Annotated in this window: 14 protein-coding genes, 1 tRNA gene and 1 pseudogene; 13 read left to right on the top strand and 3 right to left on the bottom strand. The window is 34.7% G+C overall.

Features of this window, described 5'->3' with window-relative positions:
* Positions 1-205 precede the first annotated feature (205 nt).
* Positions 206-1,087 carry a cupin-like domain-containing protein gene (locus C1638_RS07085; protein WP_109620595.1) on the bottom strand — a complete coding sequence of 294 codons (882 nt, stop codon included), beginning with the start codon at positions 1,085-1,087 and terminating at the stop codon, positions 206-208.
* A 378-nt stretch (positions 1,088-1,465) separates the two neighbouring features.
* Here C1638_RS07085 and C1638_RS07080 point away from each other — a divergent pair.
* The 8 genes and pseudogenes from C1638_RS07080 (at position 1,466) to C1638_RS07045 (ending at position 10,570) form a co-directional block, all read left to right on the top strand.
* Positions 1,466-4,033: pseudogene (locus C1638_RS07080) on the top strand (M1 family metallopeptidase).
* Positions 4,034-4,171: 138 nt separating this feature from the next.
* Complete coding sequence (putP, locus tag C1638_RS07075; RefSeq protein ID WP_109619544.1) at positions 4,172-5,668, top strand: sodium/proline symporter PutP; 1,497 nt, start codon at positions 4,172-4,174, stop codon at positions 5,666-5,668.
* Positions 5,669-5,830: 162 nt separating this feature from the next.
* Complete coding sequence (locus tag C1638_RS07070) at positions 5,831-6,949, top strand: hypothetical protein (RefSeq protein ID WP_109619542.1); 1,119 nt, start codon at positions 5,831-5,833, stop codon at positions 6,947-6,949.
* 36 nt (positions 6,950-6,985) lie between these two features.
* Positions 6,986-7,897, top strand: a complete 912-nt coding sequence (locus C1638_RS07065) for a hypothetical protein (protein WP_123838354.1) — start codon at positions 6,986-6,988, stop codon at positions 7,895-7,897.
* The gene (locus tag C1638_RS07060; protein WP_109619538.1) at positions 7,884-8,519 is read left to right on the top strand and encodes an ABC transporter ATP-binding protein; all 636 of its coding nucleotides are present in this window, start codon (positions 7,884-7,886) and stop codon (positions 8,517-8,519) included. The genes C1638_RS07065 and C1638_RS07060 overlap by 14 nt, the downstream gene beginning before the upstream one ends.
* Before the next feature lie 272 nt (positions 8,520-8,791).
* A complete protein-coding gene (locus tag C1638_RS07055; RefSeq protein ID WP_109619536.1) occupies positions 8,792-9,148 on the top strand; it encodes a winged helix-turn-helix transcriptional regulator in 357 nt (118 codons plus the stop codon).
* Between the two features lie 267 nt (positions 9,149-9,415).
* Positions 9,416-9,991, top strand: coding sequence for an AAA family ATPase (locus C1638_RS07050; protein ID WP_228428071.1), 576 nt, complete (start codon positions 9,416-9,418; stop codon positions 9,989-9,991).
* Positions 9,992-10,009: 18 nt separating this feature from the next.
* Entirely contained in the window at positions 10,010-10,570 is a 561-nt protein-coding gene (locus C1638_RS07045) for a DUF6624 domain-containing protein (protein ID WP_109619534.1), read from the top strand.
* 105 nt (positions 10,571-10,675) lie between these two features.
* Here C1638_RS07045 and C1638_RS07040 read toward each other — a convergent pair whose 3' ends face one another.
* Positions 10,676-11,755, bottom strand: a complete 1,080-nt coding sequence (locus C1638_RS07040) for a DUF418 domain-containing protein (protein WP_109619532.1) — start codon at positions 11,753-11,755, stop codon at positions 10,676-10,678.
* Between the two features lie 113 nt (positions 11,756-11,868).
* The gene (locus C1638_RS07035; RefSeq protein ID WP_109619530.1) at positions 11,869-12,435 is read right to left on the bottom strand and encodes a Crp/Fnr family transcriptional regulator; all 567 of its coding nucleotides are present in this window, start codon (positions 12,433-12,435) and stop codon (positions 11,869-11,871) included.
* Between the two features lie 172 nt (positions 12,436-12,607).
* Between C1638_RS07035 and C1638_RS07030 the strand changes: the two genes are divergently transcribed.
* The 5 genes from C1638_RS07030 (at position 12,608) to C1638_RS07010 (ending at position 16,797) form a co-directional block, all read left to right on the top strand.
* On the top strand, positions 12,608-13,111 hold the full coding sequence (locus tag C1638_RS07030) for a DinB family protein (protein ID WP_109619528.1): 504 nt from the start codon (positions 12,608-12,610) through the stop codon (positions 13,109-13,111).
* Between the two features lie 78 nt (positions 13,112-13,189).
* Positions 13,190-14,965, top strand: a complete 1,776-nt coding sequence (locus C1638_RS07025; RefSeq protein WP_109619526.1) for a S41 family peptidase — start codon at positions 13,190-13,192, stop codon at positions 14,963-14,965.
* A gap of 529 nt (positions 14,966-15,494) precedes the next feature.
* Positions 15,495-15,845: an immunity 51 family protein gene (locus tag C1638_RS07020; protein WP_109619524.1), complete on the top strand. Its 351-nt coding sequence runs from the start codon at positions 15,495-15,497 to the stop codon at positions 15,843-15,845.
* A 79-nt stretch (positions 15,846-15,924) separates the two neighbouring features.
* A complete protein-coding gene (locus C1638_RS07015) occupies positions 15,925-16,419 on the top strand; it encodes a hypothetical protein (RefSeq protein ID WP_109619522.1) in 495 nt (164 codons plus the stop codon).
* A 293-nt stretch (positions 16,420-16,712) separates the two neighbouring features.
* Positions 16,713-16,797: transfer RNA gene (locus C1638_RS07010), tRNA-Ser, on the top strand.
* Positions 16,798-17,003 lie beyond the last annotated feature (206 nt).

The raw sequence follows: 17,003 nt of genomic DNA, 5'->3' as shown, positions 1-17,003 counted from the left end.
TAAGGGAACGGGTTCACTATGCAATTTAATTAAATTTTGATTGCGATGTATAAAAATAAACTGAATGAAAAAAGAGCAGATAACCATTGATTGTCATTGATTTTCATCAACTATGTTGTTGGTCTTTTTCTGTTTTCTTTACATGAAATTGATCGTATAAAAAAACAGGTTGAAAGAAGAATCTTTCAACCTGACTATAATTTTTTTATTTAGGAAGTCCTTTTTTTAAAGCAATATTAGCTCTTTCAACAGCTTTTCTTTCTTTCCAGTCCATGTACCTTTTTTTGTACCTGCCTTTCATGAAGTTGTCAAAGTTACGTTGAACAGTAAGATTCCAAAGAGAATGTGCTTTTACTGCCCAGCTTTTGTCCCAGGCACGAAGAGAAATAGAGAATGATCCGTCCAGATATTTCATCCAGTGCCACCAGCCGGTAGGCATAAATAGGGTATCTCCATGTTCCAGATAGCATTCAATTCCTTCAATACCATCCAGTGCAGGGAATTTTTCAAAATCCGGGTTTGAAATATCATAATCTTCCAGAGCATAGGTTGCATAAGGAAGCTTATAGAGACGGGTTTTCCATTTGTATTCAAAAAGAAGTACATGCTTTCTTCCATTAAAGTGAGTATGGAAAATATGAGGCATGTCAATATCATAATGAAGGAACGTTACAGAACCTTTCCCTCCAAAGAACATACTTGGGTATTTATCTAAAAATCCACCCATCAGATTTTTTGGCGGAACATAATCATCCAGTAATTTAGGTGCAAATTTGATTGGATCGAAAAAGAAAATTCTAAGATCGGTAGGTTCCCGCTGGATAAGGTCAACATATTCACTGAACGGCATTTTAGTCGTTGGTGTGTTGATGGGAGCGGCAGGATCAGCCTTGGCACTGTCGTATAAAGGAACAATTACATCACCTACAACCTCTTTCATGTACTCCATCGTCCATTTTTGATATGCAGGCCAGTTCCTTGCCATGTTTTTGATTACCACGGGTTTACATGGCTTTAAATATTTTTCACGAAAATCTTCTTGTGAAATGTCTTCTACTACATCAATAGGTTTAAGAAGTATGCCCATTTGTTTCAATTATACAGCTAAAGTATTAAATATTTATGAAAAAAAATACAAAGAATTGCATTTGTTTGGAATTAATATAAATAAATATGAAAATATTCTTTTAGATTGCCCTAACTCGGTTATAGTAAACGGATTATTTGGACTTTTGCATTTCAAAAAACACCGGTTTTTACCTGAGAAAATATATAGATAAAATGCAGTAATTGTGTATCTTAAAATAGGACTGAAAATAAGTGGCTGATTTTTCTGTTCAAATAAATTGTCAACTGGAAATAGCTTTTGTTTCATGTTGGGAATAAGAGATGAAAATTTTAATCTTGCTAAGGTTTGGTTATGTCAATAGTATCCCATTTCAATTCCAATCCTTATATTTGATTTATGAAAAAAGCAGGTCTGTTAACGTTATTTTTAGTTGTTTTCAATAGTGGTTACCATGCCCAAATGAAGCCTTTACCAAAGATTGAATCTGGTGTCTCGTATGAGTTGGCCCAATTTAGAAAAAATACACTCAATGAAATTAAGTATGAGCTTAATCTGAAAATCCCGGAAAGTAAGTCAGAAAGGATCTCCGGAACAGAAGTGATTACTTTTAACTATAAAAAACAAAATGAAGCTCCATTACAGATCGATTTTAAAGAAGAAACCTCTTCACTTCTGTCCGTATCTGTGAATGAACAACCGATAAAAGCAGTTCTGGAAAATGAACATGTCATCATTGAAGCAAAATATCTGAAATCGGGATTTAATCAGATTAATGTTGCCTTTCTTGCCGGAAACGGAGCTTTGAACAGACGTGATGGGTATCTTTATGCTTTATTTGTTCCAGATCGTGCAAGAACCATGTTTCCATGTTTTGACCAGCCTGATCTGAAAGCCAACTATTCTTTGACATTAACTATTCCTGAAAAGTGGAGTGCCATCACCAACGGAAAGCTTAAAGAAACAAAGATACAAGAGGCCCAAAAAACGTTGCGATTTGACCAGTCGGATCTGCTTCCTACCTACTTGTTTTCTTTTGCTGCCGGAGATTTTAAAAATCATACAGAGAAAATCAGCCAGCAGGATTCCAGGATTTTATACCGTGAAACAGATTCTGTGAAAATTAAAAATAGCATGGATTCAATTTTTACTTTATATAGGAATTCTCTTTCTTATTACGAAAAATGGACAGGGATTAAGCATCCTTTTCAAAAACATGGGTTGGTTGTTATTCCTGATTTTCAATTCGGAGGAATGGAACATCCGGGAGCTATATTATTTCAAAATTCCACTTTATTTTTAGATACAAATGCTACACAAAATCAGTTAAATAACCGTTCCAATCTTATAGCCCATGAAGTTGCTCATCTTTGGTTCGGAGATATGGTGACCATGAATTGGTTTAATGATGTCTGGATGAAAGAGGTTTTTGCCAATTTTATGGCAGATAAAAGCACCGGTGCATCTTCAGATAAAATGGTTTATGATCTGAAATTCTTAACAGGGCATTTTCCGGCAGCTTATTCTGTAGATCGTACTTTAGGAGCTAATCCTATCCGACAGGTTTTGGATAATCTGTAGAATGCAGGGATGATGTATGGGCCTATTATTTATGATAAGGCACCCATTATGATGCGTCAGCTGGAATTACTGATAGGTGAAGAAAATTTTCAAAAAGGAGTAAGTGAATACCTTACAAAATATGCTTACAGTAATGCAAGTTGGCCGGATCTTATTACCATTCTCGACAAGCATACACCGGAAGATCTGCAAAGCTGGAATAAAGTATGGGTGAATGATCCAGGTAGACCTGTTATCGATTATAATATACAATATAAAGGCAATACAATTAAAGAATTTGCCATTTCCCAGAAACCTGAATACGGAAAGGAACAGAAATATTGGCCGCAAGCATTTCAAATCAGTTTATTTTATGCTGACAAAGTTGAAACAGTTAACGTAAAGCTGGACGGAAAAGAACAGGATATTTCAGAATTAAAAGGGAAAAAGAAACCTCTTTTTATCCTGCAAAATTCCTCAGGAATCGGGTATGGAGTATTCAAAACGGACAAAGCCATGATATCGGAATTTTCTTTAGTAAAAGATCCGATAAACCGTGCAAGCGCTTATATTTCGTTATATGAAAATATGCTGAATGGTTCAGGGGTCAACCCGCAGGATTTATTACATTTTTTTGCTGAACAATTACCAAAGGAAAATACAGAATTAAACTTACGTTTGATTACCGGTTATATTTCTACTATTTACTGGGGTTTTTTATCTGAAAATACTCGATTGAAAGAATCCGGAAATATAGAAAATACATTATGGAAAACATTGCAGGTGCAAACGGCGAAAAACAATAAGAAAATTATTTTTGATGGCTATCAGGGAATATTTCAGTCTCAGCAGGCCTATGATAATTTGTACACCATTTGGAAATCTCAGACACCTCCGAAAGACATATCCCTTAATGATGATGATTTTACAAATCTTGCCCTTGCTTTATCATTACGAAACACTAATAATAATGATTTGTTGCAAGAACAGCTGACGAGAATTAAGAATCCGGATAGGGTAAATCGTTTTAAAATTATTATGAAAGCAGCTTCTTCAGACCAAAAAATACGCGACGATTTTTTCAAAGGTCTTATGCAAAAACAAAACAGAGCAAATGAATCAGCTGTTGGTTCTGCATTAGGCTACCTGCATCATCCGTTAAGACAACAAACGTCTATTCATTATCTTTCCAATACTTTAGAGGTTTTGCAGGAAATACAAAAAACAGGAGCTATCTTTTTTCCTGATAATTGGCTTCGTTCAACGTTTAGTAATTATCAGGCTCCAGAAGCTTTTGATATTGTTAATCAATTTCTTTTAAAAAATCCTGATTATAACCCAATTCTGAAGAATAAAATTTTGCAGGCAACCGACAACTTGAAAAGAGCTCAGGTTCTTGTAAAATAAAGCTCATCCTGTTTATGATAAAAACAAAACCCCAGGTAAATTTGCCAGGGGTTTTATATTTAAAATAGGTAGTATTTTCAGAGGCAATTCGGGCATTTTTTAAAAAATGGTTATCTTCGGCTTCATAAAAAAAATGATATGCAAGTATATGAAGGGATTTCTGTGGGGTTGTATCTGTTATTAATGATAGGTATAGGCATATATTCTTATAGAAAATCAACAAGTAATTCGGAGGAGTTTTTAATAGGTGGAAGAAAGATGGGGGCTGCCGTTACGGCATTGTCAGCAGGGGCCGCCGATATGAGTGGCTGGCTATTGATGGGGGTTCCGGGTGCTATGTACCTGTCTGGTATTTCCAGTTCCTGGATTGCGATAGGGCTAACGATAGGGGCTTACCTCAACTACATTATTGTAGCACCAAGACTCAGGATTTATACCGAGGTTGCTCAAAATTCCATTACACTACCCGTGTTTTTTGAAAACAGATTTAAAAATAAAAATCATCTTCTAAAAATAACCTCAGCCATTTTTATTCTGGTCTTTTTTACGCTCTACACTTCAGCAGGGATGGTGTCAGGCGGAAAGTTGTTTGAGTCAGCTTTTGGAATGGATTATACCGTAGGTTTGCTATTAACCAGTTTAGTAGTGGTTCTGTATACATTTTTAGGTGGATTTTTGGCGGTAAGTCTTACAGATTTTGTGCAGGGAACCATTATGGTTCTGGCCTTAGTAATTGTACCGATTGTGGCAATTACACAAATTGGAGGTGTTGGAGAAACTTTATCCCTAATTGAAGCTAAAGATCCTAAATATCTGGATCTATTCAGGGGAACAACTACGGTAAGCATTGTATCTCTGTTAGCATGGGGATTAGGATATTGTGGACAGCCCCATATTCTGGTGCGTTTTATGGCCATCGATAAACCTAAGGATCTGGTTAAGGCTAGACGAATAGGAATTACATGGATGATTTTTACTGTTGCCGGAGCTTTAGCCATCGGGTTGGTGGGAATTGCTTATCTGCAAAAATTTGACTTGGAAACGATGATGAAGTTTGATGGATCTAAAACAGAGGCAGAAACCATCTTTATTTATTTCTCTCGTATATTGTTCCATCCATTTATTGCAGGATTCCTGCTTACGGCTATTTTGGCTGCTGTAATGAGTACTATTTCTTCACAGTTATTGGTTACTTCAAGTTCATTAACGGAAGATATTTATAAAGCTTTCCTGAATAAAAAAGCAACATCAAAACAATTGCTGATTGCCAGCAGACTTTCTGTTCTATTGGTAGCGATTATTGCAGGTCTTTTATCTTTAGATCCAAAAGACAGCATCCTTAATCTGGTAGGAAATGCGTGGGCTGGTTTTGGTTCTGCATTCGGGCCTCTTATTCTTTTGTCACTTTTATGGAAAAAAACAACCTGGCAGGGAGGTTTGGCAGGTATGTTAGTAGGTGGAGTAACTGTATTGGCTTGGGTATATATTCAGCACCCGTTAAAGGGCTGGTATGAGATTATTCCGGGATTCACACTTTCCCTATTAACCAATATTATTGTTTCATCATTAACTTATAAGAAAGATGCTGTGATCGAAAGCGAATTTGATGAGGTTAAAAAAATTATGCAGGAATAATAATACAATTTTAATCTATACACGATAAACATTAAACCCTTGCCTAGAGCGAGGGTTTAGTATTTTTATCCTTTTGATGATATTGTTGGATAATTAATTTGTTATTTTTATCCGAAAGTAATTTCAAAAACTAAAAAAAAGAATTAAAACCATAAAATTCAAATGAAAAAAATACTGCTTATTGTAGGAGCCGTTCTCCTGTTAGCTGTTATTTTCTTTTACAATTTTGGTGGGCTGGATGTGTATTTAATCAATAAAATGAACAATTCCAAACTGCCTGAAGAGTATAAAGGCTATCAGGATATTAACACTTCTAAATCCATTTCATTCGGCCATCATGAAATAAAACTAATGTGGGAAAGCTTTGATCCTATACAGCATTTTATAAGTTCAGACGGAGAGGTGGTGGTGGTAACCAGCGAGATCCCAAAGGATAGAAATCAGAAAGAAATAGAAGAAGACGGAGCGGTGGGTAGTACCCGTTTCTATAAGGATTATCATTTTTATAAGCTGGATAAGAATGGCAATGTTAAAGATCATTATACCTACAAAAGTACCCGTGCTAACTGGCGTGAGTTATTGTTTGGTGATTTTATAGTGAATTATAATAAGAAATATTACAAAACCTGGATTAAGGATGGCGATACCGTTCGTAAACCAATGGTAGTACAGAATGAAGATCTGAAATGGAGCAGAGAAGAGCAAATGAATCTGTACCATACAATAGTGGAAAGTGCAGAAGATTATTTGAGGGAAAGTAAAGGAGGCTCAGAAGAGCAGATTACTTATTATATGAATGGGAAATGGTATCAACTATTCACCAATACCAAGCTTTCTGACGGAATATATTATTCCAGAGCAAATCCTGGGTACAATAACAATCTTTTTGGAAAAGATGCTTTTGGAGGAGAAAGAAAGGAGCTGGATCCCAATCGTTTCCCGAATATCATCCCTGTCTATTTCCAAAGAAGAGAGCTCATAAAGTCTACTTCCAGTGCATCTGGAGGTTCTATACCATCCACTTCAAAAAGATGGGAGGGAGATTTATACTGTCAGCTTCTGATAAAAGGAGATACACTAAAGTTTAAAGAAAAAATGTCATTTGATGAAAGGTTTACGACCGAAAAATTTTATCAAACCAAAGGCGAAAACATCAGAAAACTGAAAGCAGAACTTGAAAAAGAATACTCACCCTATTTCTATTTTGCAGATAAAGATCTCAATTTTCAGCTGTTTACAACAAGTCAGAACAAACTGTATATCATAAAACCTATTCAATAGAACCAATTTATTTAAAAAAGAATATTGTAGAAACCTTTGGAAAAACTAATAAACCATTTTAAATTCAGGTTCAGCCAGAGTTTTAGATTGCTAAACCTGAGCCCACGAATAAGTATTCCGGCTTTGATTGTTTTCGGGGTTTTAATTGCTGTGAAATTACCAGCAGATTATTACTATCCCATCATATTTTTTATACTCACTTTTCTGTTTCATTGCGAAAGAAAAGATATTCCTTTTCTGAAGAAAGTTTTTGTGCAAACCTGGCGATGGGTCATTGTACTGGAAGCGGCAATTATCTATAGTATGTTATTGATTGGAAACATCCATTATAAGGTTGAAAAAATAGGCTTTGGACTTTATATTTTGATCCTTTTATTGGCCTTTGTTTCTCCCAGAATGAGACCTGTGGTAACTATAAAATGGAACATTATTCCCGATGATCTGTTTGAGTGGAAGAGTTTTCTCAGAAAAAATAGCTGGATGGCTATACCCGGATGTATACTGGTTCTTTTTTCATCCTATCATCCTGCAGCGTTGATCATTGTAGGAACAGTTATATTGGATTATATCTCCCATATTTATGAACCGAATGAGAACAAGGAAATGCTTGAAATGTACTTCAGAAAATATACGATACAAAAAAAAATAAGGAAGAATTCTCTGTTTTTCAATATTTTGCTTTTGCCAACATACTGTTCGTTTTTGCTTTTGAACCCTGCTGAAAGCATATACATTTTGTATTACTTTGCTTTTATGAACCTCTACTTTCTGTTGATACTTACCAGAAAATATAAAAATTATAACCATAAGGAAAAAAGCAGCAACTATAATATGGGAGTTTATATTGAATACTTCCTATGTAGTATGACCATTATTCCGGCGGTATTTATACTAAATAAAAACATTAAAGAAGCTTCTAAAAATATCAAAACCTATGTTGGAGATTAAAAATGTAAACGTTGAATTTAAAAATCAGAAAGTTTTAAATGATCTGAACTTATCCATAGAAGAAGGATGTATTTTAGGTATCCTTGGGAAAAATGGAGCAGGGAAGACTACACTATTTGAATCAATATATCAAAACAATAAATTTTCAGGAAATATTATTTGGAAAAATGAACGTTTACAACGGAAACTGATCTCCTATCTGGAAACTGAAAACTACTTCTATCCCTATATTACAGGAGAAGAATACCTGTCTTATTTTTCCTCAAAAAAAGAAACTGAAGTAAAGGAAATGATTACAAAATTCAATCTTCCACTGAAAAAATACGTACAATATTATTCCAGTGGAATGAAAAAAAAGCTGGCTCTTATCGGGATGCTAATGCTGAATAAACCGATTAATATTCTTGATGAACCATTCAATGGAGTAGACTTTGAGGGAGTTCATATCCTTTATGATATTGTCAGACAATTAAAATCAGAAAATAAAGTAGTCATTATAAGTTCTCATATCATTGAAACCCTTTTCCATACCTGTGATAAAATTGGACTGTTGCAAAACGGGAGTATTGAAAAAATATACACTAAAGAAGACTTCAGCCAATTGAATACACTCAGGTTTTAAAGGTGCTTTGACGAATAGTAAGACTTATTTCCGGTATTTTTTTGATGAGTAAGGTAAGCTGTGTTAATGTCATCATCATACCTAGCCAGACAATATTGAGAATAACATAATGAGCAATCTGGATCCCTCCGGACAATGTTGGGGGCGATCACTGCTCTTCGATTTCATAATTTTTTGTGCAAATTTGCAAAATGAACTATCAAAAAGTCATATACTTACTTTTTAGTTCAATACTTGCTTTTAGGAAAGTATAACTATAAAAAACGATTATTATGCCTGAGTTTTTCCACGACAAAAGATTGTATTATACTCCAATTGAATTTGCTCTAAGTCATATAGGGGGAACCTGGAAGATGCCTATTTTGTGGAGATTACAGGAAAAACCACTTCGTTTTAGTGAACTGAAAAGAGATATTCCTCATATCACAGACAAGATGTTAACCAGCCAGTTAAGAGAGCTGGAGAGCAAGGAAATGATCCATCGTGAAGTATTCCCTGTAGTTCCTCCAAAAGTAGAATACAGTTTGACCGAGAAAGGAAAAAAAGCCATTCCCGTCATTGAAACCATCATGACGTTTGGCTATGATCTGATTCAGGATGCCGGAATTACCTTTCCGCCAAAGAAATAGGCCCTCATTTTCGTTCATTTTACCAAAAATTATTATCTTTACTGGTAAGAATTCTGCTTTCTCATGTAAGATTGATTCAGATTTCTTTTCGATAAGGAGAATCATAGTTATTCTTTTTTTACAAATTTTCTAACCTATAAAAGGTTTTTTCATTCTTTACGATCCATAAAGATCTTCTTGCACCTACTTCCGGTAGATTTCTCTTTTTTTAATTAAAATAATCCTACAGCAGCTTCTGATTATTCTAAGTAGTTAACCTTTAAATATTTGAAGCTGAAAAATAATAACAATATCCAGAAACTTTATATCATCACTGGCGGGCCTGGAGCCGGAAAAACCACACTTCTAAATGAATTAAAAAATATTGGATTTACAACAGTGCCTGAAGAAGGTCGAAGAATTATTAAAGAACAAATTAACTTAAATGGTGAGGGGTTGCCTTGGGCTAATAAAAGGCTTTTTGCTGAACTGATGTTTGAAGCTTCAGTAAAAAACTATCAGGAAATGATAGAAATCCCTGACTTGAATCCTGTTTTCTTTGATCGTGGAATATTAGATACGATGGGGTATCTCAAACTTGAAAAGATTCCCATTCCGGCAGAAATGGAAGCAATTGCCCACAAAATGGTTTACAACAAAAATGTTTTTATTCTTCCCCCCTGGAAAGATATCTACGAAAATGATTTAGAGAGAAAACAAACATGGGAAAAGGCTGTACAAACCTTTGATAGTATGGTAGAAACCTATCGTAAATATGACTATAATATTATTGAAGTTCCAAAGATTGCCGTAGCGGAAAGAGCTCAGTTTATTATTGAGGCCATTAATAATTTTGTAAATTGAAGCATCATTTGATAAGCAATGAACGATACATTTGATAAGGAAATAATAGAACTATCAGAGCTGGATTTGTCAGTAAGGGAGAAGCTTTCTGAAGCGGGAGAGCTTTCGGGAGGATATCACCCCGAGATGGAGAAAGTGCATAAAGCCAATGCCAAACGACTTCGGGAGATCATGACTGAAATCGGATTTCCTACCATCTCCAGGGTAGGTGAAAAAGCAAGTAATGCCGCCTGGCTCATTATCCAGCATTCCATTGGGGAGCCAGAGTTTATGAAGCACTGCTATATAATGATGGAAGAAAATATTGACGATATTAATCCGAAAAACAGAGCGTATTTGTATGATCGAATTCAGGTGTTTCAGGGCAAACCACAAAAATATGGTACTCAGTTTATTGAAAATGAGATTCCTTATCCGGTAGAAAATAAAGAGAACTTAAACAATAAGCGGCTAAAAGTTGGCCTGCTACCATTGTCTTTAGAGGATATTGAGAGAATTCCTGATTCTGAAAATATTCCGGAAATAGAAATAAGAGATGTAGAATATACAAATTGGAGAAAAAAAATAGGGTGGATCTGAGTAGAAAAGAGGCATGTAATCTATTTTACTCAACTATACCAAAAAGAACCGAAACAATAAGTGCCGATTCTTTATCTGATAGTTGCTATTAATAATTATTTTGGATTAATCTGTTATCTTTCTCATCAACATTTCCAACGGCCCCTGCTTATATTTTTTACTCCAAAGTTTACTAAAATAAAGGCTTAGAATAAAGAAAACTACGGAATACAAAAGAACATAGAGAGGAGATACAGAACTGTTATTGCGCATTACCCCTGAATAATCATTGTCTTTCAATAAAGCAAATGTAATAAGTCCAATACTGAGATGGGAAACATAGTGAGTGAGTGTCATTTGTCCGGTTCTTGCCAGATCTTTAGCCCAATCTTTTTCAGAAATATATTGGCTGATAAACATAAAACCTGTGATAAGCATCATCCCAAAACCAATTGTATTGAGTAAGAAAGGCAATACCGGAGGTATATAATCGGCATTGATGAACTCTCGGACTTCTGAACTCAGTACAAAGAATGTACTGCCATAACGGAAACCTTCTACCAGAAGATATATTCCTAAACCTATACAAAATATCCTTTGCAGGGTCTGTTTCAAACTCCAATCTAGTCTTCCAAGGTAAAGTCCAAGAGCAAAATAGGCAAACCAGGGAAATATAGGGTTCCAGCCATTATAGAACGTATTTCTTAAAAAGCCAGAAACCGTCCAGAAATCAGAATATTGAAGAGTGGTGAAATTCCATCCGGTTTCAAAAGGAACGATGAGCAATAACAGATGAAATATGACAATAGCAATGGCTGCAGAGATCAGATAGTATTTTTTGTCCATAAATATAAGTAATGCCCCAATGCTCATGTAACCTCCGTAAAGATGCAGGATATCAGCAGGCCACCAGCAATAAAACAACATTCCGAACACAAAAAGAAACAATGCTCTTTTAAGTATTGTGTTTCGAAGCCTTTTTCTATCTTCATGAGTGTACTCCTGAATTCGGTTGGTCATAAGGGCTACACCCATTCCTGCGAGGATGACAAATACCGTACTGGAATGCCCACTGAAAAGTATCAGAATTTTTCCAAGAAATGAGCGGTCATCATGATTGCCGAAAACCATATTGAAGTTGACAATAAACATCCCAAAAATAGCATAAGCCCGGGCCAGATCGAATCCTATAATTCTTTTTTTCATGCTGAATAATAATTTGCAGCAAAAATCAAGATTAGGATTGGGCATTCCTTTGACAAAAGTCAAAAAGTAAAATGAAAACAGATCAGAGTGAGAATCGGGAAAAAAGAAGAATTTTATATTTTAGACCTTATTCTGCTCAATGTTTCCAGAGAAACTCCGAGATAAGATGCAATGTGAGTCAGTTTAAGATGGTGAAAATATTCCGGAGATTTTTTCAATAGAGCTTCGTATCGTTCCTTAGCACTTAGGGTATGGAAATCAAAAAGGCGGTCCTCCAGCCAAATAATATAGAGTTCTGTCAATAAAACATCATATTCCAACAGGAGAGGGAATTGTTTTTTAGCGGTTTCAAATGCAGTATAATCTACGGTTTCTACCGTTATATCAGTCAGACATTCAATTATCTCTTTACTTGGTTTTTGATTGATATAACTTTTAAAAGAAATTGCAACATCATCCTTAAAGAAAAATTCAGTGGTTATTTCCTTTTTATCCGAATAAAAGAATTTTCGGGCAACACCATTAATGATGAGATAGCTTTTTCTACATACATCACCTTGCTGTAATATTATTTTTCCTTTTTTAAATTGCTCCGTGGTTGTAATTTTTTCAAGAGCTGCAATGGTTTCCTTATCAAAACGAAAACTTAGGTTCTTAATTTTCTCAATATGTTCAGTCATGATAAACATTGTTTTATCAAAGCAAAATTAGCAGATTGATGTCAATTTTCTTTGTGAGGGCAGTACAAAATGTCGAATATTTTTAAATAAATACACTGTAAAGAAATTTTTTCAAGATTTCTTATATTCACAATACAGAAATTCAGTGTATTAATTTAATCAAAAAAATAAAATGGAAATAAAGTCTGTAGATTCATTCATAGATTACTATGAGAAAATTCGTGCAAGAACCAATCGGATTATTGAGATCGTTCCTCCTGAACATATTGACTTTACTTATAAACCCGGGAAATTTACCATTGGTGACCAAATACGACATATTGCGACCATTGAAAGATATATGTATGGAGAAACCATTTCCGGGAGAAAAAGTGCCTATCCGGGCTGTGGAAAAGAACTGGTGGACGGGTATGAAAATATTGTAGAATTTTTCAATGAAATGCATAGGCAAACACTGGAAATCATAAAAGGATTTTCCGATGAAGATCTTAACCGCAAATGCCTTACTCCTGCCAATAATGAAATCTCAATATGGAAATGGCTTCGCGCAATGGTTGAACACGAAATTCATCACAGAGCAGAATTATATATTTATCTGAATCTTTTAGATGTAAAAACCCCTCAAATCTATGGTTTTTCAGCAGAAGAAGTTCAAAATATGAGTGTGAAATTATAGTCTTTTAAAAATCTGTGACTTTGGAATTATAACAACCGATTGTGGTTAATTTGTATATTAGCTTTTCAAAAAATAATCATGATCAAGCCCTATATTGCTGCTTTTTTACTGTTGGTAAACTCCTTATCTGCACAAACAAATCTGGAATTAAAACCAAGAGATACCTTAGAATATTCTCCCCGATCGGGTAAGCCTGCATGGATATCAGTTCAGTCTGACAATGCCAATTTAGGCATAGCCTTATTCATGGATGGTAAAAAGATAAAGGAGCAGGATGATTCAAAAGGAATAAAGAGTGTTGAGCGACTCTACTTCGCCCCTGAAAAAAGCAAAAAATATCAACTTAAAATCTGGGCAAAATCCTATGTTGAAAAAAGTAAAACAGCTGTAGTTTCCATTACAGAATCCAAAGACCTGCCGATACTGAATAACCGGTTTACTGCAGCTCAGTTTGTGGAAGACCTCCATACTTTCAGATCCATTCGGGAGCAAGCGAATTCAGGACTTTATGTTTATAGAAGCAAGCAGCAGATTGACAGTATTTATCAAAGGGCAGAGGAAGAGGCTGGTAACAGTAAGAATATTTTTGATTTTTATAAAGTAATAGCCAAAGTTACTGGGTTTGAGGGGAGCTGTCACAATTATACAGACCTTCCTAACCATGCATCTTATTATCTAACCCAAAAACCAGAATATTTACCCATTACCCTTAAGAATATTGATGGGCGATTGTTACAGGATTCCAAGGATATTGCTGTTCCTCTTGGTGCAGAAATTCTATCCATTAACGGGATTTCCTCAAAGGAAATAATCAGTCGCTTTTCGCAATATTATTTTTCTGACGGTTATTCTATGCCCTATAAAGAGACTACAGGCTTTGAAAGAGGAATGCTTGATAAGTTTTATATAGAATTTGGCACCCACAAAAATTATGAGATCAGCTATCAGTGGAATAATCAGATTCATAAGATCACTTTGCCCGGAATTTCACTAGACAGCTTTAAAAAGCTTCAGGAGTCCCGATTTTCATTAATTTTTGATAAAAAACTCTTATCTGAAAAATATAATCTCACGAAAGAGGGCAAGGGGATCTATCGTTTATCAGTAAGGGGTTTTGACTTTGCAACCGGTAAAGAAGATCCGGCTTACAAAAAATTCAGTACTTTTCTTGAACAAATGATGGATACCCTTGAACAGGAAAAGATAGGAAGTTTAATCATCGATCTGAGAGGGAATACAGGTGGAACAGGAGCACTTTATGAGAAAGTTTTTACATATCTTACACAGCAACCTTTCCGTGACAGTCATTATGCTTACACTAAATTTAATGAGATTCCAATGGATGAAAAACTGGTTATTACCCCGCTTTTCCTTTCCAATGGAGTAACGGATAAGAATGGGCTGAACACCTATCTGAAGCAGCTTTATCCAAAACAGATCCAAGGGAAATACTATTGGGCAGATGACAAAAATCCTCTTATTTTACCCAATGAAAGAACATTTAAAGGGCAGCTTTACCTGCTTGTAGACCAGCGCGTAGCATCAGCAGCTTCTCATTTGGCTTCATTAATTAAATCCTATACGAATGCCATTGTAATCGGTAAGGAGACTGTGGGCGGTTATTATGAACATAACGGACATCTGCCGGTGGTTTATGAGCTTCCTAATACGGGTATTCAGACTGGGTTTTCCATTGTCCACGTGATTCAGGATGCCCAAAATCTTTCGGATCAGAAAAGAGGGCAGGGAATTGTTCCCCATATCAAAATACAACAAACTAATCAGGAATTTTTGGACCAAACGGATGTTTATCTCAAAAAAGTATTTGAGCTTCTGAAACAGAATAGTAAATAATATAAGCCAGCCACAGATGATGAAATTTGTGGCTGTTCTTTTATCTTAGTTCATGAATGATAATGATTTTATCATAGTAGGGTGAAAAAACATTCTTTTTAAAAATAATTAATATTGTTTTGTTTTACAGTGTTTTGCTACTGTTTTTTAATGTAGATAAAAGAAGAGTTATGATCAAAAGTCGTAGAACTACTACAAATTTTCAGATTGATGTCTGAAAATTTTTTGAATATAAATAACCGCTTTATATTTGTTATACCAACACCTAATTACAAAATAGTATTAACGATTAAAATTTATAGATCATGGCAGCAAATTCAAAGGCATTCTTAACCATTCTGTACTAATTCTTCTGATTACTACAGGTTTTTAAACTTAGCTATTTATTTCATCGGATTTTCTGAAGTTTTTATTTCAGGGTTATTTCTTGATGTCAAATTAAAACAGATTTATTTCAGGTTATGATGCTTGTAATGTTATAGATCAGGATAAGTGAGATCGTTACAATTTTTTAAAGATTTAGAGCAATATGGACATCAATAATTTAAAAGAAACAATCAAACCATTTTTCTGGGTAGAACATGGTAATAGCTTTTCGGTATGTTTAGATGCAGGAAGTTATAAACAGGAAATCTTTGATGCAAGAGCAGATGAGGGGTTTGAGGGAAGCGGTTACGACTGGGGATCCTTAGCTCAGGTTTTCCTGGAGGAGAAAAGGCCGGATTTGAGTGATAGTATTCGTTTTGATCCTGAAGGAGGAATGTTTTGTGCCTATTCTTCTAATGGAGATCATCTGAAAGACTTTATTCTGGATTTCAAAAAGACCTGTGAAAATGAAACCGTAATCATGGATTTATTTTCAAGAGCAGAACTGGATTAAAACAGGAGTGTAATGGGAGGGTGGTATTGAAAGATAGTGAGGCCTTATTTAAATTTTAACCCAATTTATCAAATTAATTATGAAAAAAATATTTTCTGAACTTAAGGGCTTTGTAATATACAGTCCAGAGCTTTTAGCAAAATACCTTCAGGAACATAACCTGTCGGGCAATAATATTTTGAAATATTTTGTTGAAAATGAACACGGAGATGAAATAACAAAGTCGGGAATTGCTATTCCGCTTATAGGAGTAGAAGAGGGCTATTATTCTTTCTGCATTTCAACAGGTGAAGAACATATCTTAGGAAATGGTGAAGTGGCTGCCCAGTCTGATGGCTGGATATATCAGGCAACCAATAATGAATTAAAAGTTGTTGGTATCGGTTATCTAAAGGATATCTCAACCATTACTGATGAAAATAGTATAAAACTTACCTTAGACAACGGATGGTCTGCTATTAAAATAAGAGCGGGGATAAAGGATGGTGAGAGAATATTTGAGCTTAATACACAAAAGCAAGAGACAAAACCGAATTTCAACGGAGACGTTACTACAACTTACTACTATAGTTAAAAATGATACTTAAGAGGTAAAAAATTTTTATTCTTATCAAAAGAAGCATTTCGGTAAAAAAAAATTAAAATAGATTTTTAGAGTAGCAGTGTAGGAATTGTTACAGTTAATTGATGAAAATATTTGATATTCAACCTCTTTGTAAGCTTGTATTTCTGAATAGAATTTCGGGGAAACTCCTTTGCTGGCATTGAAAGATTTGAAAATTATAATTTTATTAAAAAATATTTTGTCAGTTATAAAAAAGTCTCTATATTTGCACCACTGAAAACAACGGTATAACCGAAGTTTAGGGAGAGATGGCAGAGTGGTCGATTGCGATAGTCTTGAAAACTATTGACTGTAACAGGTCCGGGGGTTCGAATCCCTCTCTCTCCGCAGAAACAAATAAAAACCTACTGAATATCAGTAGGTTTTTTGTTTTTACTAAAGTTCTTGTGATGCATTTCTTATAAAGCAAAGTCGGTGATTTATAATTTCATTTAAATCTTACAATCATTTATCCTTAAATGGTTAATATCATTCTGAAATTACATTTTATCATGTAAGTTTTAAAAAAATAATTTGAAAATAAAACCATACGC

This window comes from Chryseobacterium oncorhynchi (genome assembly GCF_002899895.1).
Lineage (GTDB): Bacteria > Bacteroidota > Bacteroidia > Flavobacteriales > Weeksellaceae > Chryseobacterium > Chryseobacterium oncorhynchi.
Note: the sequence above shows the minus strand (reverse complement) of the source record. Positions and strands in the feature narration are given on the sequence as shown.